General features: G+C 36.4%; 22 protein-coding genes and 1 riboswitch. Of the genes, 1 reads left to right on the top strand and 21 read right to left on the bottom strand.

Annotation, left to right across the window (positions count from 1 at the left end; translation table 11 throughout):
- Positions 1-21: 21 nt before the first annotated feature.
- The 4 genes from ACSQ8O_RS09660 to ACSQ8O_RS09645 form a co-directional block, all read right to left on the bottom strand.
- Positions 22-435: a hypothetical protein gene (locus ACSQ8O_RS09660; protein WP_436241381.1), complete on the bottom strand. Its 414-nt coding sequence runs from the start codon at positions 433-435 to the stop codon at positions 22-24.
- A gap of 97 nt (positions 436-532) precedes the next feature.
- Positions 533-1,498 carry a copper amine oxidase N-terminal domain-containing protein gene (locus ACSQ8O_RS09655; protein ID WP_436241380.1) on the bottom strand — a complete coding sequence of 322 codons (966 nt, stop codon included), beginning with the start codon at positions 1,496-1,498 and terminating at the stop codon, positions 533-535.
- 23 nt (positions 1,499-1,521) lie between these two features.
- Positions 1,522-2,085, bottom strand: coding sequence for a hypothetical protein (locus tag ACSQ8O_RS09650; RefSeq protein WP_436241379.1), 564 nt, complete (start codon positions 2,083-2,085; stop codon positions 1,522-1,524).
- 36 nt (positions 2,086-2,121) lie between these two features.
- Positions 2,122-2,835: a hypothetical protein gene (locus ACSQ8O_RS09645; RefSeq protein ID WP_436241378.1), complete on the bottom strand. Its 714-nt coding sequence runs from the start codon at positions 2,833-2,835 to the stop codon at positions 2,122-2,124.
- Positions 2,836-3,055: 220 nt separating this feature from the next.
- Between ACSQ8O_RS09645 and ACSQ8O_RS09640 the strand changes: the two genes are divergently transcribed.
- Complete coding sequence (locus ACSQ8O_RS09640; protein ID WP_436241377.1) at positions 3,056-3,193, top strand: hypothetical protein; 138 nt, start codon at positions 3,056-3,058, stop codon at positions 3,191-3,193.
- Between the two features lie 158 nt (positions 3,194-3,351).
- Here ACSQ8O_RS09640 and ACSQ8O_RS09635 read toward each other — a convergent pair whose 3' ends face one another.
- The 17 genes from ACSQ8O_RS09635 to ACSQ8O_RS09555 all read right to left on the bottom strand — a co-directional run bounded on the left by ACSQ8O_RS09635 (position 3,352) and on the right by ACSQ8O_RS09555 (position 22,250).
- Positions 3,352-3,480 (bottom strand): hypothetical protein, encoded by a 129-nt coding sequence (locus tag ACSQ8O_RS09635; RefSeq protein ID WP_268796258.1) that lies wholly within the window; start codon positions 3,478-3,480, stop codon positions 3,352-3,354.
- 46 nt (positions 3,481-3,526) lie between these two features.
- Positions 3,527-3,615: riboswitch (cyclic di-GMP riboswitch) on the bottom strand.
- A 332-nt stretch (positions 3,616-3,947) separates the two neighbouring features.
- Complete coding sequence (locus ACSQ8O_RS09630) at positions 3,948-4,238, bottom strand: hypothetical protein (RefSeq protein ID WP_436241376.1); 291 nt, start codon at positions 4,236-4,238, stop codon at positions 3,948-3,950.
- A gap of 303 nt (positions 4,239-4,541) precedes the next feature.
- Complete coding sequence (gene murJ / locus ACSQ8O_RS09625) at positions 4,542-6,068, bottom strand: murein biosynthesis integral membrane protein MurJ (RefSeq protein WP_436241375.1); 1,527 nt, start codon at positions 6,066-6,068, stop codon at positions 4,542-4,544.
- 12 nt (positions 6,069-6,080) lie between these two features.
- On the bottom strand, positions 6,081-7,181 hold the full coding sequence (locus ACSQ8O_RS09620; protein ID WP_436241374.1) for a polysaccharide pyruvyl transferase family protein: 1,101 nt from the start codon (positions 7,179-7,181) through the stop codon (positions 6,081-6,083).
- 74 nt (positions 7,182-7,255) lie between these two features.
- Complete coding sequence (locus ACSQ8O_RS09615) at positions 7,256-8,170, bottom strand: glycosyltransferase family A protein (RefSeq protein ID WP_436241373.1); 915 nt, start codon at positions 8,168-8,170, stop codon at positions 7,256-7,258.
- Positions 8,171-8,228: 58 nt separating this feature from the next.
- Positions 8,229-9,338: an EpsG family protein gene (locus ACSQ8O_RS09610; RefSeq protein ID WP_436241372.1), complete on the bottom strand. Its 1,110-nt coding sequence runs from the start codon at positions 9,336-9,338 to the stop codon at positions 8,229-8,231.
- Positions 9,339-9,359: 21 nt separating this feature from the next.
- Positions 9,360-10,466, bottom strand: coding sequence for a glycosyltransferase (locus tag ACSQ8O_RS09605; RefSeq protein WP_436241371.1), 1,107 nt, complete (start codon positions 10,464-10,466; stop codon positions 9,360-9,362).
- A gap of 19 nt (positions 10,467-10,485) precedes the next feature.
- On the bottom strand, positions 10,486-11,460 hold the full coding sequence (locus ACSQ8O_RS09600; protein ID WP_436241370.1) for an SDR family oxidoreductase: 975 nt from the start codon (positions 11,458-11,460) through the stop codon (positions 10,486-10,488).
- 1 nt (position 11,461) lies between these two features.
- A complete protein-coding gene (locus ACSQ8O_RS09595) occupies positions 11,462-12,844 on the bottom strand; it encodes a nucleotide sugar dehydrogenase (protein ID WP_436241369.1) in 1,383 nt (460 codons plus the stop codon).
- Positions 12,841-13,953, bottom strand: coding sequence for a glycosyltransferase family 4 protein (locus ACSQ8O_RS09590; protein ID WP_436241368.1), 1,113 nt, complete (start codon positions 13,951-13,953; stop codon positions 12,841-12,843). The genes ACSQ8O_RS09595 and ACSQ8O_RS09590 overlap by 4 nt, the downstream gene beginning before the upstream one ends.
- A 3-nt stretch (positions 13,954-13,956) precedes the next feature.
- The gene (locus ACSQ8O_RS09585; RefSeq protein WP_436241367.1) at positions 13,957-14,574 is read right to left on the bottom strand and encodes an acetyltransferase; all 618 of its coding nucleotides are present in this window, start codon (positions 14,572-14,574) and stop codon (positions 13,957-13,959) included.
- A complete protein-coding gene (locus tag ACSQ8O_RS09580) occupies positions 14,571-15,215 on the bottom strand; it encodes a sugar transferase (RefSeq protein WP_436241366.1) in 645 nt (214 codons plus the stop codon). Before ACSQ8O_RS09580 ends, ACSQ8O_RS09585 begins: the two co-directional genes overlap by 4 nt.
- Positions 15,216-16,331, bottom strand: coding sequence for a DegT/DnrJ/EryC1/StrS family aminotransferase (locus ACSQ8O_RS09575; RefSeq protein WP_436241365.1), 1,116 nt, complete (start codon positions 16,329-16,331; stop codon positions 15,216-15,218).
- Positions 16,332-16,434: 103 nt separating this feature from the next.
- The gene (locus ACSQ8O_RS09570; protein WP_436241364.1) at positions 16,435-18,255 is read right to left on the bottom strand and encodes a polysaccharide biosynthesis protein; all 1,821 of its coding nucleotides are present in this window, start codon (positions 18,253-18,255) and stop codon (positions 16,435-16,437) included.
- A gap of 25 nt (positions 18,256-18,280) precedes the next feature.
- Positions 18,281-18,970 carry a CpsD/CapB family tyrosine-protein kinase gene (locus ACSQ8O_RS09565; protein WP_056624574.1) on the bottom strand — a complete coding sequence of 230 codons (690 nt, stop codon included), beginning with the start codon at positions 18,968-18,970 and terminating at the stop codon, positions 18,281-18,283.
- Entirely contained in the window at positions 18,951-19,709 is a 759-nt protein-coding gene (locus ACSQ8O_RS09560; protein WP_436241363.1) for a YveK family protein, read from the bottom strand. The genes ACSQ8O_RS09565 and ACSQ8O_RS09560 overlap by 20 nt, the downstream gene beginning before the upstream one ends.
- Positions 19,710-19,838: 129 nt before the next feature.
- Entirely contained in the window at positions 19,839-22,250 is a 2,412-nt protein-coding gene (locus ACSQ8O_RS09555) for an S-layer homology domain-containing protein (RefSeq protein ID WP_436241362.1), read from the bottom strand.
- Position 22,251 lies beyond the last annotated feature (1 nt).

Here is a 22,251-nt window from a genome sequence, read left to right as displayed (position 1 = left end):
TGATTTTAAATGCTATGGAAACTACAAATCATCCTCTTCCCTGATCACAGGGTACGTCGGGTATGGTGGATATTGCTGATAGTATGGTGGGTAGGGATAAGGATATGGATATGGGTACGGATAATATGGTGGGTAGTATGGTTGTGTCGCCGCACCATATAGTAATGGAGCCACTACCCAAGGTAGTATATTGTTAAAACCTCCGCCATGGAAGTGGCCTGGGCCACCGGGAAAATGTCCAGGACCTCCTGGGAAATGGCCGGGTCCACCAGGGAAGTGACCTGGGCCGCCTGGGAAGTGGCCTGGACCTCCAATGCCTCCAATACCCCCTGGGCCGTGGCCAATGCCGCCGGGTCCATGTCCTATACCGCCTCCTATACCGCCACCATGCCCTCCGAGCGGTGGACGAAATTCTTGATCTTCACGCTTCGTCATATCGGAATCACTCACATTCTCTGTATAGTTTGATTTACTACTATACTGTATGTGTGCGATTGCCTACTCGGTGAACGAAAGCCCAAAAATGGGCGCATTATTTAAGGATTGAAGCTAAGGCATCATCCTTGATTTGATTATATTGATCTTCATAAGAATTTATAATAGACGTGTCGTAACCATTTGTATTCAACTTATCTGTAGTCTCGCTTATGATTTGATTAAATTGACTTTCAATTTGATCAAGAATCGCTTTGCCATTGGCAATTAAACTCGAACTTGGATTTTCCTTATACTGATCATATAGAGCTTGTAGTTTAGAACTTGCAGATTCTTTAAGTTGAGTCAACTTAGCCTCAGCATCCGCCTTAATCGAAGCTTCAGATGGTTTGGTGCTCGGAGCTCCACCTCCACCACCACCGCCAACAGGACCAGGTGTCACAGGCTTCGTCTCTGGTTTCACTTCAGGCAATTTCACCTCAGGCTTCTTCTCTTCCTTCGTGACCGCGGACACTGTGTACGTTTCCGAATCCCAGTTAATCGTTTTGCCAACAGACTCCGAGAAAAAGCGAATCGGAACAAACAAACTACCATCAACAATATACCCTGGCAATTCATCAGACGGGCTCTTCTTAACACCATCAAAAACATAATTAATTTTCTCTTTATATACCTTCAAATTACTTGGAGCCAACTTCGATTTATCGAACTTCTCCGTACTTTTCGAATAAACCTGCGTATTTAATTTATATTCACTAATATTAATTTTTTCTGTCGTCTTAGGCTCTGCAATCGTTACCGTGTACGTATTCGGATCCCAGTTGACCGCTTTATCTAGCGAGTAAGAGATGAATCGAATCGGAACATAAGTCGTGCCTTCATAAATAAAACCCTGCTGACCCTCTGGCGGTGCATATTCCTTTCCGTCAAACGTAAAATGCATCGGAACCTGATACACATCCACATCCAATGGTGCTTGTGCTGCTGATGCTTGCGCAGAAATCCCCATCATCACGGCTATGGATAAACCTGTAATTACTTTCAATCGTTGACTTGCTTTCACTTCCTGAACACCTCTTCTATGTATTATTGGGAAGAAACCACTCTCTGTACTGCTGCGATTTCTGCCGATGTAAACTTCGTATACGCGATCTTCTTCAGTTCCGCCTTCTTCTCAGGTGTTAGTCCACCGCTGGCCATTTGCCTAAGCCTGTTGAGCTCTGATGCCGAGAAACGGCTCATCACGAACTTTACAGCCTCCTGCTTATTATCAAATTGAACAGCTTCCTTCTTCTCCGTTGCAGTCGACTTCTGCTGTTCTTTACCTGTTGTCGGATCTTGCCCCTTCACAGTATTGGTAGCGTTGACCTGTTCATCCGAGTTCTTAGAGATCACTTTCCCATTCGAATTATCTTCGCTAACAGACTTCGGATTCTCAGCACTCGGTGTAACAGCAGGAGGAATTTCAATCGTATCTGCAATAGCCGACAAATCCATTGACGCCAACCATTCCTGGCCTGCCCCACCATCCACAACGAGTTGATTGGCTATTTTGTTAGCAATCACATTCATCGCATAACTATACGCCGCATAACCGCCAACTCCTAGCATACCTAGCACAATGATTGTCAGTATGAGCCTTTTTCTCATCTCAACCCCCTACTGTAGTTTGCATCTGTGATTACATTACTTTGTTGTCTTCGGCTGCGTTTCTGCATATTTCTTCCCTTGACTTAAGCCATACTTCGCTGCAATTCCAATCAATTGGTTATACTCGTCTTCCGATAGCTTCTGCAGAATAATATCCTTGGCTTTCTTCTTTTCATCAACAGATAAACCATTACCAGCCATCTTCGCAAACAGTTGGAGATCCGACGCACTTAATTTCTTCAAAAGCACCGAAGTCACCGAAGCCTTCTCCTTGAGCGTGATCGCATCCTGGACCTCTTTTGCTTTCTCCGTCGTAATTTGAGCCTCATAGCCTGTCCCATTCTTCGACGCTGCTGGAGATGGTGTAGAAATCTGATCAACACTCTTAGAATCATTCGTCTTCTCAGAAGCTGTACTAGAAGCTTGTTTCTCAGTTGACGTATCTATCGGAATCGTCGTCCCTTGCGGTTTAAGCGTAGCCGTCGCATCATCTAGCTTATTCACAGTGGAATTAGTAGACTCCTTAGTTACTGTTGTTTCGTTTGTTTTACTATTAACATCACTAACATCAGAAACTATTAAACTAGTCTCTTCATCAACCTCTTGACTGATCTCCAAAGGCATGGAGGGAATCATCGAATCCAGGAAATAAGACATAGCTATATTCATGCCAAAATACCCAATTACAAGTAGCATAGCAGCACTACTTCCTACCCATACTAGTCGCTTCGTCCACTTCTTTTTCTTCATATCTTCACCAGCCAAGTCACATAATGGATATGTTTATTATAAACTCTATGAGCCCAGAAGTCACATATTGTCGCAGAAAACGCAAAAAAAATGCACCTCGAAGTGCATTGGAACGCAAAAATAATCACCACACAAACCATATGACAAATTTCGACATACTTTTCAATTGGGAGCGGTTATATTAGAGAGTAATATACATCATACACGGGAGACGATGCGCTTGCCTAATTACTATTTTACGGAAGTATGGACCCCATTGAAACTACTAGGTATCAAGCTTTTCAAAGATGATGAAGGCGCCATTTGGATCAAATACTGGGGCTTTAAACGCAGACGCTTCACCGACAGTCCCAAATAACTGTTTGGTACAAGCTGCGAATAATTTCATTATACTTGAGGATTCGACATTTGAAGAGGGACCAAAGTCATAGTCCATAGTCCTATTTCTAGCTTAAAACAATACCCGCGGCGTCAAAAAGACAGTGAACGAAAAAAGCACCCTTTGGGGTGCTTTCACTATGTATACAATTTCGTACGATGATAGCTAATTTTATTAAAAATCTTCGTTCGCTCAACATCACAGATGCAGCTATCCAGGATAACCTCATTAAATCTCAACCAAAAAGAATGCCAAAACTTATCCATATAATTCCCTCCTCGATTTCACATAAATCACTGGGAGGCACGATGATTCGGAAGCTGGCTGACATAATGGCATAAACCACCTTAGTCCCTATAGCTTTGCGTCACTGATTTTCATCAGCTTTGCCATTATCGTCCGATTTATGTGATTGACTTATATATCTATTGTAGCAAATCCATAGTTTGCAGCAATGGTCAATTCGTCGTGATTATTTGGAGGTAGGGAGGGGCGGAAGTACTAGGTTGTTACACTTACAATCATTAATTTCAGAACAAGTGACAAAAACTTATAATATCGTAAAATATGATGCTACAGGAAACACACTGATATTAAATAAGACTCTTACAAGAATCCATTTTATACAGGACTCAAAAATATTGTTTGTAGACCTATTTTTTCCGAATGGCTCTATACATAATTAACTTAAAGTTAGCTGCACATCAAAAAGACACCATAGGGTGTCTTCGATCTATGCCACTCTACTAATTTTAATTTCCAGTTCGTTGATAGCAACATGAAAATCATCTCTAATCCATCTTGCTGTATGACTATTCCTGAAATCAAGGATAAGTCTATTTAAGTCTGATGCAATTTGTGCTGTTATGATTACAGTTTTTGTCTCAATACCGAATTTTAGTTCAGCCGCGAAAAGATGTACTCTTTCTATAATGTCATTTTCTAGATGTTTGCCGCACACCTCTAAGGCGATATACAGGCATTCTCTTAAAGCAAAAGAATTATTCAGATAAATCTCTGACATCTACTTCACCTCCACACTGTTCATTATAAAGAACGACAGTTGCAAAGTATGTCTATATTTCTGTTAATTCAAATTTTTTTTGTCGAGAATTTATTCATATTAAAACGCTAATTTACAAATGCATTTATATCTAATTCTTGGTTTATATGAAAATCAAATTGTATACTTATCTTTCACTTCAATTCCAAACTAGTTACAACACAGGGGGAGGTAATGACCTCTAAGTGCATAAGCTTTCTTCCATTTTCAAATTATGCTATGAGCAAATAATGGAAAGAATAAAATCAAGAATGGAGCTCTACATTATACTGCTTTACCATTTTTCAACCACTTATTTTTGATAGTATTTACAACATTAAAGGCATCTTCTACCTTTAGCATATAAATTAAAATTAAGTATACTATTGCAGCAACTCCTGCTGAGATTAACAAACTTATATTCAAATTTATTATATTTGTAAGAAAACTAAATACCAATCTTGATAAGATTCCCATAGACATAGATGCGATAACAATTTTACCAAAGGAAATAAAAAGCCCTTTTAACCCAAATGCTCCAATTTTTTTACTCAGACTTATAAATAAAAGCATAGTACAAAAAATTGCCGAAATACTGGTTGATAGTGCAAGACCAGCGATACCCATATAACGGGATAAAATCAAATTCAATCCTATATCTATAGCTACAGAAACAGCTGCATTAATCATAGGAGTCCTAGTATCATGCATAGCGTAGAATACTTTAGAAATCACTTCTCTTAATGCAACGCCAATTAATCCTATACTATAAAATAAGAGCACATTCGAGGTCATGGATACTGCATCTGGTCCGAATTGCCCTCTTCCAAATAGTATTCTAATTATAGGCTCAGCGAAAATAATACTAAACACCGTTGAGGGGACAACAAGAAGATTCACTGAACTTATCGCGTCAGACAATGATTTCTTAAGTCCATTCATATTATTTTCAGCAGACAATTTTGAGATTGCAGGATACATCACACTAACAATAGATGTTACGAATATCCCCTGTACGAAAGAGACCAACCTATTGCCGTAATTTAGAGCTGAAATCCCCCCAACCTCGATATGAGATGCAATTGTTCTATTTATCAATTTATTAATTTGATCAACAGATGTTCCGAAAATTACTGGTAATGCTAATAAACTCATTTGTTTTACATTCTCATCTTTCAAATCAAGCATGTGCTTGTACTTATATCCTTTTTTATAGACCAAAGGTAACAATATTATCAGTTGAAAACCCATAGCTGTGACCATACCAATAGAAAGAATTGCAATATCAAATTTAGAACTTAGAGCTATTGAAGCTATAATGATTAAATTGAAAGGTACTCCAGTTAGTATTGGCATAAGAAGGCTTCTCTTCATATTCAGATATCCGGTGAGAATATATGTAGCACCAGAAAAAAGTATTCCTATCACACTGATTCTGGTAAAATAAACTGCTAAATTCAAAGTTTCATTATCGAATCCTGAAGCAAAGAGTTTCACTATTGGCACTGTAAATAACAATACCAATACACAAATGAGAATACTTATAATTAAAGTCAGATTAATTAAATTACTTGTGTAGTTATCTGCCTCTTTATTACTACGTTTCGATATACTGCTATACATTGGTATAAAACTGGTTGTTATCCCTACCCCGACAAATGTAAATATAGTGCCTGGAATCGTAAGGGATATTAAATAAGCATCACTAATATGTGATGCTCCATAAAAGTAAGACAATGTAATTTCTCTTCCAAACCCAATAATTTTCGATAAGAGAGAGAGTAATACTATGATTATGGTAACTTTTTTCATGCTATCTCTCCATTATAAAATTTCACCTATACTCTTTAATTCCTCTAACAAAATATTTTTGAAATAATCTGGGGCTTTAATGTTTGATAAACAACCTTTATTAATTATGCTTTCAAAAAGCTCCAAGTTTTTTTGATCATTCTTGGTGTCAAATCTATAATTATTATTTATTGTATTTAAAAATTCCGTACATTTCGGATGATATTCTGCAAGTATAAATGGTATATTTAATGCATAGGCCAATATTCCCGAATGAAGCCTGATACCAATCAAGAAATCACTTTCGTTTAACTCTTTACAAAACTTCTCTGTTTCAGTGCTGTATTTGACAATCCTCGACGCTACTTTATCTTTAATTCGATTGTGAAACTCTTCAGTAATCTCGAGATCTCCATTAGTTTCATTTCCATTAAACTGAAAAAAAATGATTTCCCCAATATTATCATATTTTTCAATAACACCATCGAGAAAATTCATGATCGCATTTTCCCTCTCGAATTCAGCTGTAATGTCCTTACCTTTATACCTTTCATAATGGCAGAGGCTAACAGCAATCTTAATATTATTACTAGCTTTTTTTTTCTTAGTTTTCAAAGATGGAAAAACTTCATCAATTAAGATAGCAGTATCAAAAGAAAAAGTTGGCCTCGTTTCTAATTCCATTCCTTCCATAATTGAAAGTGATGAATAATCCCTAACTGTTATAAACTTAAATTTTTTCAGAAGCTTTTTTATCGCATGGTAATCATTTTCGTTTTTGAATGGTCCAATTGAAGTCCCAATTGTACCTAACTTAGAATTAAAAAAGTTATATTTACTCAAATGATACTTAATATCTTTAATGCCAGATATCTTAGATAATACAGACCCACCTAGGTATATAATATAGTTCACTTTAAAACATGTTACTAACTCATACATTTTCTTCAAAAATGAGTTATTAGTCTGATACTTCTTAGCTTGTTTCGAAACGAGAGGTAAATTATTTCCAATAAATATGGGAGTAACATTTTCCCACAAATTATTGCAGACCCAATCAGCAGTAACACAGAATATATCATCACCTAAATTTTTAAAACCATAGTAACCTTTAAAATAAATTTTTTTATTCATACCAAACTCCCTTTATTCATTACACAATTTACTACGAATCAACATAATATTTTGATAGTATGGTTATTGTCGTACTATTGATATTTGTTTCCCCAATATTTATGTAAACACCATGCGAATGGCAAAGCAAGAAAAAATAATCCCATCTGTAAGATTAAATCATTATTTTTTGTCCGCGACGTACCTAGTCCTTCTAACATAAACTTAATTTTTTTGCTTGCGAAAAAACCGTAAGTTAAATATAATATCATCTTTTTAGATTTAACTTTAAAACAAACATCTCTCGTTAAAAATTCTTTAGAAAGATCCATCCCACCTAATGGGTTTCTAATTCTCATGCGTTTTCCAGATTTAGACAATCCTTCTTCAAGATACTCTCCTTTATATATTACCTTATTAATGAATACACCTTTATACTTATCCCCAATTCTTTTATGAACAATTGATTCTCCTATAAATTTTTCCCCTTTATAAGTTGGGAATAGAAATTCTTTACGAGCTTTTGTTAAATAAACCGCTCTTTTATCTCCTTTAATTTCTTTGTTAATTATCACATCTATATATGATGAAATAAAATCGTTATCTGGAAAATAATCTCCAATTATTTTGCCATTAGAATCACTTTGTAAGAACCAAATCGAGCCTATCTCGGTTTTATTTTTATATATCTCCCAGGTGTTAAAAATAGTTTCTATTGCATCATCTGTTAAAAAATCGTCACTATCTACAATAAACGTAAGAGGTGTATCAATATGATTAATTCCCTCATTAATAGCCGTATGCTTACCTCCATTAGGTTTATAAATGTACCTAATCTCAATTGAAGCATTTTCCTTAATTTCGTTTATATACTCATTAGTACCATCATCACTTCCATCATCAACAATCAGCCACTCGAACCACTTATTACTTTGTTTCTCAAGGCTTTGATATAGTTTAATTAATGTATGTGCCCTATTATATGATGGTGTTAAAATCGTTAGAAACATACTTTTCACCTTCATTCTCTTAAAATGAACTATTGGGTACCAGTAGTTAATGTCCTTTTTATCTAAATGTAATAAATATCTGTCTATAAGTGATGAAAATCAAAGCAAAAATAAAGATTAAATAAAAAAGGACCCTTTCCTTAGGATTCTTAATCGTACCAAATAAACTAGGAACCAAAGCCAATGTAGGCAAGAGAAAATACCAACCCATCCTAAAAAACCAATATGTTTGATATGTTAGCAGCCAACTAGTTGAATAAAATACAGAACATATTATAAAAAAATCTGCCTTATATATTATTTGTTTTAAACTATTTCTCTTTACTAATGCTAATACTGAAATGAAATAAAAAGGTATTCCTTTGAAAATTGCATTAAAGGATCCCCTTGCAATCGACAGCCCCTCTTCATCAGTATTAATAATTTTTTCAATAAAAGGAATTTTAGGAAGTAATGTATCAAAAAGAAAGAATCCAATAAAAAACATTATTGCAATATAAAAGTATGTTTTTTTGGAATTTTTAATCTTAAAAATAAAAAAAGCAAAAAATAATATAAATGCAGTATTATGAAATAATATTGCGAGTATAGTAAAAAGAAAATATCTTAATTTAAAATCTTTTAAATATGATAAAAACGCAAAATTTGCAAATGAAACAGCTAAAGCTTGACGTAAAGTATAAGTAGTCTGAAAGAAATATAAACTAATTAGATATAAAAAAATTATGACAGTATACTTCTTACTTATTTTTGATGCAACAAATAAATTGACGAATGTAGTAATAAAAGAAACAAACAAAAAAAGCCAAAATGGTTCATCAGTGATCTTTCCTATCAACATATTTATTAGTAGATAACCAACTTCAGTTTTTGCACTAAGAAGGCTTTCAAATGAACCATAATATGCCGGATACCTATATAAAAAACTCCATGCATATCGTAAAGTATCCACTAATTTTCCAGAAGTTGCTAGGTATGCAGAGTATAAACTAAGTATAATTGTTAATATAAGTATATTAAATATAGGTGCTCTACTCTCTTGTATGATTATGGGATCCCCAATAGTGGAAAATTTTTTATAGGCTCTTCTTGTCCTAGGTAAATTTTCTTTTATATATGCAAATAATACAACAACAATTACAAGTAAACTATAGATTAACAAGCTCAATTATATAATCACCTCAACAACTTAACTACCAAATAAAGTTTTTTCGTATGATTCAACAATCTTCCTAATATCATAATATTGAACCACACGTAAACGCGCCTTTTTCCCACTCTCTCTATTATTCACATTCATTATCATTGTCAGCAGTTTTTTTGCTAAGTCCAAATGATCTTTAGCATTTACCACTAATCCAGTATCGCCAACTATTAATTTAGAGTCGCCTACATCCGTAACAACACATGGTAATTCACAAGCCATTGCCTCACCTATTGCATTTGAAAAACTCTCTCCTAGCGATGACGAAACATAAATGTCTGCTGCGGACAAGATTGCTGGGATATCAGCTCTTCTTCCTAACAGAATTAAATTTCCCTTTAAGTCATATCGATTTACTAGATCTACTAATTCTTTATTTGAATAGTCTAGATTGGTTCCAACCATTACCATTTTGAATTGAACATTTTTCATCCTTAGTTCATTTAACGCCAAGAGCAAGGTATAATAATCTTTTTGTATGTTCCATCTACCTACAGTAATAATAACTTTCTCGTGTTCCTTCAAAGATAAACCATTACGAATATTTATCCTGTCTATTGGATTAAACTTAAACGTATCCAACTCAAAACCATTTGGGATGGTAATTGACCCTTTATCTGTGTAGCCAAATTCTCTATGATTTTCAAAAGCTTTATTTGAATTATAAGTTATGCGATCTACAAAATTAGATAACAATGAGTTCAGTTTTACAATTTTTAGTGTTCGTGCTTTATTTACTTCTTTATCTAAATTACTATGTCTAATATTCCAAATGAGTTTTTTATTAGAAAATAATTTGGCTGTAATGAATCCAAATAAATCAGCATGATATAACCATGAGTTAACATAATCAAAATCTTTACATATACTTTTAGCTTTTAATATTGATTTAAAGATATTTTTTCGACTTAAATTTAAAGTATGAATTTTAATTCCCAATTTCTCTATTTTTTCTCCCATCACCCCTTCATCCATTAATGATATCACTTCGTGATAGTATCTTTGTTTATCTGAATACTTCAGTAGCTTATAGAGCATATTTTCTGCTCCTCCACTACCCAAACCAGTAATAATATGAATAACTCTTTTCATCCTGAAACCCTCTACTGTTCTATAAATTCTCCTTATACCATTCAATAGCTTCCATTATACCTCTTTCAAAGCTCCAATCAGGTTCATAACCTAATAACTCCTTTGCCCTACTTATATCAGCATTACTATGCTTAATATCACCTTTGCGATCTGGTCCAAAAGTAGGGCTAATATCTTTCTCCAATGCTTTCAATAGTCCAAAATAAATGTCGATTAAAAACTCTCTACCACCAAATGCAATATTATATGCTTGTCCTGCTGCCTCATGAGTAGCATTACATGCCTTTAGATTTGCCTCAATAACATTCTCGATATACGTAAAGTCCCGACTCTGTTTTCCATCTCCATTAATAGTAGGACTCTCTTCATTTAGAAGTTGCTTAATAAATTTAGGAATTACAGCTGCATAAGCACCATCTGGATTTTGTCTTCTACCAAATACATTAAAATATCTTAACCCATATGTATCTAAACCATATAGTTTGGTGTAAAGTCTTCCGTATTCCTCATTGACTTTTTTGGTAAGAGAATAGGGTGATAATACGTTTCCTTCTCTTCCTTCCTTTTTTGGAAGATTAGGCTCATCTCCGTAAACAGATGAACTTGAAGCATAAACAAATTTCTTCACTCCGTTTTGTTTAGCTGCCTCCATCATATTTAAAGTACCTTTAATGTTGATTTCTTCATATATCAAAGGCATTTCAATACTTCTTGGAACACTCCCCCAAGCAGCTTGATGCAAAACAAAATCAATGCCTTCGCAAGCTTTTAAACAAGTATTTAGATCGCAGATGTCTCCTTCAATAAATTCATAATTGGGATTATTAGTAAACTCTTCAACATTTCTCTTTTTTCCGTTTGAAAAGTTATCAAGCCCTCTAACTTGATAACCTAATTTAATTATTGCTTCTACTAAATTGGATCCAATAAAACCAGCTGACCCCGTAACTAAAAATGTTGCTCCTTGCGGAAATCTTATATTCTCATAACCCATATTAAAGCCTCCAATATGAAAATCCCATTTTTTCTGCTTCTTTTCGATTAAACATTCCCTTTATGTCTATTAATACACAATCATTATTTTCAATGGCAACTTCGAACTCAGACCCTACCGCAACTTCATTCATAACACTTAATTGATCGAATCCTACTTCCCTGTACATACTCTTAACATCTTTCAAATTTATAGTACTGAACTCTTTATGAGGAACTGCAAATACAACTGCATCCATTTCTTTTATTTGATCAAAATCACAAGGGATTATCTTATATTCATGCCATAGATCTTCTTTATCTGCCACTGGATCAACAATCTTAACTTCAATCCCGTACTCTTCTAGCTCTTTAATTACGTCTACAACTTTTGTATTTCTAACATCTGGACAGTTTTCTTTAAAAGTAACTCCAAAAATAGCTACTTTGGCCCCATTTATTTGTTTATTTGCCTTAATCATTTTCTTAACCGTGCTTTCTGCCACATACTTACCCATATCATCATTTATTTTTCTTCCTGAGAGAATAATCTGAGAATAATACCCCATTTGCTCTGCTTTGTAAGTCAAATAATATGGATCGACTCCTATACAATGTCCACCTACAAGCCCAGGAGAGAATTTCAAGAAGTTCCATTTCGTTCCTGCCGCATCTAGGACTGCTTTTGTATCTATACCCATCTTATTGAAAATAATGGATAGCTCATTCATAAATGCAATATTTATATCACGCTGAGAATTCTCAATAACCTTTGCAGCCTCAGCAACCTTTATACTTTCTGCTTTATAGATTCCCACATTCACAACTAGCTCATATACTTTCGCAACAATATCAAGTGTTTCTTTATCCATACCCGAGACAACTTTAATGATAGTTTCTAATCTATGTTCATGATCACCTGGATTAATTCTTTCGGGAGAGTATCCAACTTTAAAATCTACTCCACACTTTAATCCCGATTCTTGTTCCAAGATCGGAACGCAGATATCTTCTGTTACACCTGGATAAACTGTGGATTCAAAGACAACTATTGATCCTTTAGTTAAGTTTCTACCAAGCGTTTTACTAGCTGATTCAACTGGAGTTAGATCTGGTGTTCTATCATCTTTTACAGGTGTAGGAACGGCTACAATATGAAATTTAGCCTCTCTGAGTCTTGCTTCATCTGAAGTAAAATCAACCGTTGTGTTCTTTATGACTTCATTTCCTACTTCTTTTGTAGGATCAATACCATTCTGATACTGCTTAATCTTTTCTTTATTAACATCAAAGCCAATCACACTAACTTTTTTAGCAAAAGCTACAGCAATTGGCATACCGACATAACCTAAACCAACTAAAGATATCTTCTCTTCATTACACACGATCTTATCATATAGGTTCATAACGCTTCCCCTTTATTTTGTAACAATTTTATCTCATTCATATAAGCGTTTATCACAATTTTACGATCAAACTCATCTTCCATCTTCTTCCGCGCAGCTATTCCCATTTCTTTTTTTTGTTCATAGGGCAATTCTATAAATTTAATGATTCCTTTTATTAAACTCTCTACACTTCGAACATCAAAACCAATACCGCTCACGTTATCAGTAAATGTTTCTATGCAACCAGAGACTCTTGATGCCAATACAGGTCGCCCCGTTGATGCAGATTCAAGCAAAACATTAGCTGTTCCTTCATGATAGGATGGAAGTATTGTTGCATGAGATTTTTTAATAAACGAATGTACATCTTCCTGTTGCCCATGATATTTTATAATCCCTGATTCATTTAATTCATCTATTTGTTGATAATATTTTTCTTCTTCATCAACGCCAATTACATCAAATTGTACGTTTGGATATTGCTTTTTCACCATTTTAGCCGCTTGAAGCAATTCCTCTATTCCTTTTGCTTTCATTATACGCCCGATAAATAGGAACCTAATAGTCTCGTCATCCTCGGGGTATTCTTCAAAATTATACATTTCAAGGTTAACACCTGATCCAGGAATTAATCTGGTAATACCTGAACTTACAATATTTTTATTAATAAAAAACTCTCTATTAGTTCTGTTTTGAAAAAACACACACGATGCACTTTTTAATCCTGTGTTATAGAGTAAACGTGTGATTTTCTGAATTAACCCTTCATTCTCTAGTGATGTTCCGAGTCCTGTAATATTTGCTAAGAAAGGCGTTTTAGTAATTCTACAGGCGATACCACCATAAACGTTTGGTTTAATAGTATAGGTTAAAATCACATCAGGCTTAATCCTTTTAATTATGTTTAGATAATGAAATAATAGCTTCAAATCCGTAACTGGATTTGTTCCACGTCTATCAAGACGAGCCTCAACAAATTTACATCCCAAATTTTCTAACTTCGATACATATTCATCATTAGGCAGTGAAATATACACTTCATTATTTCGACGAAGTAGTTCTTGCAACAATTCTTTTCTAAATTTATACAACCCCATACCGAAATTAGCTAACACAAGAACCTTCATTCTCTAAACTCTCCTAGCCGGAACTCCAACATACGTTCCAGGTTCAGTAATATCCCTAACTACAACAGCACCTGCGCCAATTTTGCATTCACAAGTAATATTCAAGTTATTACTTACTGTACTACCAATTCCTAACCATGTGCCTTGACCGATTCTCACAGTACCTGCTAAATTAACCCCTGGAGATATGTGAACATAATCTTCGATTATATTGTCATGATCTATCGTAGCACCTGTATTAATAATGCAACCTCTTCCTATAGTTGTGCAGCAGTTAATAACTACCCCAGCCATGAGGACTGTTCCTGGTGACAGCTCAACCTTTTCACCTATAACAGCAGAAGGATGTATTAATATAGGTATATTTGCACCTTCAGCTTCAAGTTTCTCCTGAATCAATTTTCTTACTGCATTGTTACCAATACCGACAAATATATCGCAATCCTGAAAATATTTAAATGTATCACATGATTTACCGACTACTTCTATTCCCATAGACGATTCAACATTTTCATCATCATCTAAAAAACCAATGCTCTTCCATTTATTCATTTTTAATGCAACATCAGCAACAACTTTCCCTTGGCCACTGGCACCTATAATAAGAAGTTTGTTTCTCATAAATCCATTCTTTCCTTTTGGGTTCCATTAAAAAACTCCATTGTTGCAGCAGTTTCTGAATTTATTCCTTCTCTGATAAAAACCTTTTTAATAGTTAGAAAAATAATCTTCCAATCATTAATGAAGCTTACAGTGTCTATATACTCAACATCAAGATCAAACTTATCTTCCCAGCTAATAACATTCCTACCGCTAACCTGTGCCAAACCTGACAAACCCGGTCTTATTTCATGCCTTCTTTTTTGATGATCATTATAAAGAGGCAGATATTGTACCAATAATGGTCTGGGACCTATAATGGACATATCCCCCTTTAAGATATTAATAAGCTCTGGAAGCTCATCAAGAGACGTAGAACGTAAGAACCTTCCAAACTTTGTCAACCTAACATTATCAGGAAGTAATTCCCCATTCTCATTTCTACTATCTGTCATCGTTCTATACTTATACATCATAAAAGTTTTCTCATTCAGTCCTGGTCTTTTCTGCTTAAAGAGCACTGGACTCCCTAACTTAACTCTTACTAATAAAGCCACTACTAAAAGAACTGGACTAACCACTATAATTGCTACCAATGACAACAATATATCCATAGGTCTTTTTATATATCTACTATAAATGCCACCATTAGAATGTTTCATTCATTCGCACCACAATTTCTTAATTATCTGTACTACTCTCTCCAAATCCTTTTCTGTCATCTTCGTATCTGAAGGTAAACAAACACCATTCTCAAACAATTTCCCCGATACTCCCGTTCCAATAAAATCGTATTTTTCGAAAAAAGGTTGCATATGCATCGGCTTCCAGATCGGCCTAGATTCGATGTTTTCTTTTTCTAAAGCTTCCATTACATCAAATGGCCTCACTTTACCATTCAAGATCATAGAGCTCAACCAAAAATTCGGCTCATTCCATTCATTTCTTGGCATGAATTCAATACCTTCTAGCGAACCTAACTCCTTAATATAAAACTCAAATATATACTTCTTCTTCTCGACTCTCTGATCTAAAACCTTAAGTTGCCCTCTACCAATACCAGCAACAATATTGCTCATTCGATAATTAAATCCTAATTCGCTATGCTCAAAATGCTTTGCCTGATCCCTTGATTGCGTTGACCAGAAGCGTGCCTTTTCAATTTTTTCTTCATTATTCGAAACAAGCATTCCCCCGCCTGAGGTAGTAATAATTTTATTTCCATTAAAAGAATAAATCCCAAAATCACCAAATATCCCTGTGTGCTTTCCTTTATAAAATGTCCCTAAACTCTCAGCCGCGTCTTCTATCAGTACAACATTATGCTCGTTACAAAGTTCTACTATTTTATCCATATCTGCAGATAATCCATATAGATGTACTACAATAACTGCCTTTACTTCTGGATATTTCTCAAAAGCCTCTTCCAGAGCTCTAGGACACATATTCCAAGAAAGTAAATCACTATCAATAAAAACAGGAATAGCATTCTGATAAATAATCGGGTTGGCAGTAGCAGAGAAGGTAAGACTTTGACAGAATACAATATCACCTTCAGTTACACCTGCGGCTTTAAGTGCTAGATGTATAGCTGCTGTACCAGAAGAAAGTGCCGCTGCAGCTTTAGAACCCACCTTGACTGCCAGCTCTCGTTCAAATTGATTAACATTTTCACCTAAGGGTGCTATCCAATTTGTATCAAATGCTTCCTTTATATATGTCATCTCGTAGCCTTCATCACTCATATGGGGTGATGATAGGTAAATTCTATCTCCCATTTTCTAATGCTCCATTTCATTTTGCTAAAATAATTCGAAGTGAGAAGAGATTCATAAAAATTGAATTCACTGTGTGTAATATCAAACTTACTACCGATATCCTCTAACCCACATTACTAAAACTCGGCACCAAATGCTTCACAGCCTCATAGACCGTTCCATGTTTATCAGCAATTACTTTTTCTAGTCTTAAGATCTTCAGTGCTAATTCATTCTGGCTAATTTTCAGAGGACTCCCCACAAAGATCCGATCATGCGTGGTATTCCCAAGCCCTTCTTCGCTTAGAAGCAGCTCTTCATATAGCTTCTCCCCTGGACGAATGCCTGAGAATTGAATCTCCATGTCGACTCCTGGTTCGAAACCGGAGAGACGAATGAGGTCGGTGGCTAGATCAACGATTTTGACCGGTTCTCCCATATCTAACACGAAGATCTCGCCGCCTTTCGCGAAAGCACCTGCTTGGATAACGAGCTGAACAGCTTCTGGAATGGTCATGAAATAGCGCACCATCTCAGGATGCGTAACAGTCACAGGTCCGCCTAAGGCGATCTGTTCTTTGAAATGCGGGATCACACTACCGCGACTACCGAGTACATTGCCAAAGCGCACGGCTACGAATTTGGTTTGACTTACAAGGTCCATGCTTTGAATAATTTGTTCAGCTATTCGTTTGGTAGCTCCCATGATACTTGTCGGATTAACGGCTTTATCTGTAGAGATAAGAACAAATCTCTCCGCGTTAAATTGATGGGCACATTCTGCAACATTTCTAGTCCCGAAAACGTTATTCTTAATAGCTTCTGCTGGATTGCGTTCCATGAGGGGAACGTGTTTATGAGCAGCTGCATGAAAAATAACCTTTGGCTGAAAAGTTTGAAAAACATCCTTGATCCGTTCCAAATCCTGAACGTCTGCGATTACTGGTTCTATGTTTAAAGTTGGAAAAAGTCTATGTATTTCTTTCTCAATGATGTAAATACTGTTCTCGCCATGGCCCAACAGAATTAACTTTTTGGGATGAAAAGGTGCAATTTGTCTGCACAATTCGGAACCAATGGAGCCGCCGGCACCTGTAATTAGTACGACTTTACCTTGTACATAATTGGCAATGCCATCTAGATCAATGTTAATAGGATCACGGCCAAGCAGATCTTCTACTTGCACATCGCGAATCGCATTTATCGTGACTTTACCTTCAATCAAATCATTAATTCTAGGAATGATTTTCATTTTGGCTTTGGTATGTTTACAGATCGTAATAATTTCGGATACTTCTAGCTTGGAAACAGATGGCATTGCAATAATAATTTCGTCAATATCATTGGTTTCCACGATTCGAATAATCTCATTGCGGTCGCCTAGAACAGGGACTCCCATAATGAAGTGCTTATACTTAGAAGGATCATCATCAACAAAGGCAACAGGGTATACAGGAGAATTCGAATTATATTTCAATTCTTTCGCAATTAAGATCCCACAGTCTCCAGCCCCAATGATCAACGCTTTTCGTTGGTTAGATTGCTTCTTATTATACTTATCTCTAACTACTCTCCAAATAAATCGACTTGCCCCAATAATGAGGATCATATTCTCCATAACTCTAACGTAGACAGCGAAGGGAACCCTGGGCTCATGTAACAAAATCATAATGAAATAAGACAGTGTACAGGTAGCTACGACTGCTTTGAAGATCGATATGACTTCGCCTATACTCGCATACTCCCATACGCGTCTATACATCTTGAAGTAGATTAAACAAGCAGATCCAACAATCATGGATATCGCTGAATATTCAATCCACTGTCTCATATAGGCTTCAGGAATATGCAATTCAAACCTTAACAAATAGGCAATCAAAACGCTTATCCAAATCAGAACCATATCGAGCAAAACGAGTATTGTCTTTTTGCTGCCAAACTTCACGGAAATCCCTCACTCGTAAATGATCTTATTGACTTTCACCATAGTAATAGTAATAGTAAGCATCTTTATTTTTGCGATCCACATTGTTCAGCACAACGCCAAGAATTCTTGCTCGCACATTATCTAAGTTTTGCTTTGCTTTGAGTACAGCTTCTCTCTTCGTTCGATCCGAATTAACTACCAAGATTACACCATCCGTACGAGAAGCAATGATCTGTGAATCGGTTACTGCGATCGCAGGTGGAGCATCAATCAGAATAACATCAAAAGACTGTTTCAACTCATCAATCGTGCTTATCATCTTCTTAGAAGCGAGGATCTCAGATGGGTTAGGCGGGATAGGTCCCGAAGTAATAATCTGCAAGTTAGGTATAAATGTATCTTGAAGTACTTCCCGGATGGTTAGTTGATTTGTTAACAGGTTCGTGAGTCCCCAACGATTCGATACACGCAAGGTATGGTGCATGGTTGGTTTTCTGAGATCACCATCAATGATTAATACTTTCTTATCTGTTTGTGCGTAGGCTACAGCTAGATTGATTAAAGTTGTTGATTTCCCTTCACCGGGACCAGCAGAAGTTACCATAATAACCCTTAACTCCTCATCGATAGATGAGAATTGGATGTTAGTACGAAGGGCTCTGTACGCTTCCGAAATGGGAGATTTGGGATTCTGATGTGTGATAATCGGTCTTTTATTGGTTGAGTTTGACATCCGAACGTCCTCCCACTCTTTGTTCACTCGACTGTTTGCTATGATTGTTCTGTAAATCTTCTGGTCTCATCTTGGTTATCATGGCTAGGGTTGGCAGCCCTAAATATTGTTCAACTTCTTCTTCAGTCGTTAGTTGATCGTTCAAGTATTCCAATAGGAAGGCAACTCCTAGCGCAATCATTAATGACACTACGAAAGCGATAGCTACGTTTAACTTCTTATTTGGCTTCACTGGCACCGGATTCTCAATATCTTTGGCTTCATTCAGTAACGAAATATTATCGACTTTCATAATCTTAGGAATTTCATCTTGGAATACGATCGATACGGCATTGGCAATGCTTGCTGCACGAGCGTACGAAGGATCTTGTACAATTAGCGTCATAACTTGTGTATTGTTAACTGAGCTCACTTTGACCGTATTTACGAGCTGCTCAGCAGTCATTTTCAAATGTGGGTATTCGGCAACGACTTTATCCATGATTCTTGGTGTACGAATAATTTCTTTATACGTGTCAATGAGTCTGATATTTAAATTAACTGTATTGATGTCAACTTGAGATAAACCTACTTGATCGCTTGATTTATTTACAATTAATTTAGTTGAAGCCTGATAAATGGGTTGCATAAAGAAATAGCTGATAATCCCCGTTGCTACTGTGGCCAGCACAACAATTGAAAGTATCATCCACACCCTTTTCTTAATAATCTTCAAGTAATCTTTTAAATCCAGTTCCATGCCATTCCCTCCGTCTACATGATGTCATGTCTCGCCTTGGTCGTTGGTCTCATCTTATTTTTATTAGAAAAGATAAGGAATCCCCCTCTATCTGGTAGAGTTGAGGATTCCTCCTAAAATATACGGTTTCTATTTATTCAACAAACGATAGATTACAACCGCGGCTTGAGCACGAGTAGAGTTAGCATTGGGATTAAACACATTGCCTTCCTCGCCAATAACAATACCTTCACTTGCTGCAAGTGCAACACCCGATTTCAGAGATGTGTTAATCGCAGTCACATCTGTGAATCCTTTGAGTGCATCGTCTACCTTAGCTGGGCTCAAAGAAATCCCTTTAAGTGCGAGCGCTCTGGATGACATGACTGCCATTTCAGCGCGTGTAATATTACCATTCGGATCAAACTTCCCTGCTTCTTTACCGTTGACAATGCCATTCTTAACAGCGGAAGCCACGTAGACTTTGAACCAGTCCGAATCATTCACATCGGTAAAGTTTTCCGTTGCTGTTGCACTTTCCAAGGAGAATGTTTTTACGATCATTTTCGCAAATTCTGCACGTGTTACTAGACCGTTCGGTACGAAAGATTGATCAGCGCGACCTTCTAGGATGCCTTTGGAAGCAGCAACTTGAATTTGTCTGCCAGCCCACGCTTTAACTGAAGCTGTGTCGCCGAATTCAACTTTATTCTCAACAACTGTATACGTAGAGAATCCAGTACGCAGTGCATTCAGAACGCCATTCTCATAGCTACCGCCGTAGAATTCTAATTTGCCATCTACGATTTTGGCTAGGGATAATAACTCTGTATCGAACTTGCTGCCGTTTGGAACTGGAATCGTCACCTCAACTGGTGTATTGAAGTTACTGATATTCGTTCCACCAGATGTAAATTCAAATTCGTATACCCCAGCTGCTACAGGCAATTGTGTTGCACTTGTTGCTACTTTGGTATCTTGATTCGTCACTTTAAGCGTCGTATCTGCTCTAAATTCAGTTGGACTCACGCCTAATGTAAGGCCATTCATGGAAATGGCTACTGTATCTACACCATTCGCAATTGCTGCATCCAGCAAAGATTTATCTAAAGGAATTTCTGTTGTTTTGGCAGTGATGGAACCGAAATCAAGCTTAAGTTGAATCTTCTCTGCAATTGCATTTGGATTCAATTGTTTCAATTGATCGTTAAGTGTTTTCGCTTTCGCAGCAATTTCTTTCATCTTGCCTGCAAGCTCAGTTACATTAAGAGTCGGTTTAGCTGTGTCGCCTTCAACTTTAATCAGTGCACTAAGATCTAATGTCGCTAGTTCACGAATGGCATTAGCGACTGCTTCTTGTGCTTTTTGGAAAATTTCTTGTTTCTTTTCTTCAGATGCACCTACAAGTTCTTTGGAAAGATTGCCCAATTCTACTGATGGATCAGGATTAACTGGAAGAACACCTCCAGTGTTACCACCAGTATTACCTCCGGTGTTTCCACCATCGCCATCTCCGTCGTCAGTTTTATTTAATGTTTTCTCAGGTGAAATATACAGCAGAAGACCAAATTTTTTATCATGTGCTTGGAAAACACCTTTTCCTGTTTCAGCACCGTCAAGTAGAAGTTTGCCACCTTCAAATTTCACGCCACTCCCGCTTACCAATTCCCAATTTAAATAAGGATTTAATGATACCAAGTCAAATACTGTAAGATTTGGTTCGTATACTTCAGAACTCGAATCCAAATCAGTAAGTTTGAAATCCGGTGCCAATAGGTATCGGATACCAGCAGATTCGATTGCTGTTCTTGCTGCAATGGCTGTTGGGCCAAACTTATTCGCAACTCGGTTCTGAACTGCATTAAGATCGCCAAGTGAAATTTCGTAATATTTCAGAAAGTTACTAATTAGTAAATCTTGTGTCAAAATGTCGTTGTCAACAATTGTACTCAACGTGTCTTTGATATCTTGTGAGGAACCACCTAGCAAGAAAACTTTCCCTACACTTTCAAGTAGCTCGTTTTGGTTTTCTTCCGAAGCCATCGCTTGAAGTGCAGCATCTTGGAAAGCTATCACATCAGCTTTAGTTAAAGTCTTCCCACCAGGTACCTTCGTAAAAATAGCGTCAATTGCTGGTTTAACATGCGAATCGTTCAGCAATGTATTGATTGCTTCGCCAGACTCATCGTAGAATAAATCCAAGCCATTAATAAGCGCAAATATTGCTTTAACATCTACATCTACATCTACATCGCTAAATTTTGACCAGACATTTCCAAGTAAAACTTTCATATCATCCGTTGTTATTTCATTATTAGCAACTGCACCAGCAACAAGAACTCTCGTCGCCTTTACTGCTGTAAGTCCATCATCATCTTTAGCTAGCTCAAGACGCAAACCTTCCAGTTTATCTTGTAAGGAAAGCGTATCAGCAGAAGCAACCCCCGCCGTAATACCCAGTTTATTAGCCAGACCTTGCTCACTTAGTGGAAGTCCAGCAATGGATGCAAACATGATGCTTGCTGCCAAAGTTGTAACCGTTAATTTCTTTTTCATCGTCATG

The sequence above is a fragment of the Paenibacillus sp. LjRoot56 genome, assembly GCF_964253335.1.
Classification (GTDB): domain Bacteria; phylum Bacillota; class Bacilli; order Paenibacillales; family NBRC-103111; genus Paenibacillus_E; species Paenibacillus_E allorhizoplanae.
The sequence above is the reverse complement of the archived record's forward strand: the minus strand, read 5'-3'. Positions and strand labels throughout refer to the sequence as shown.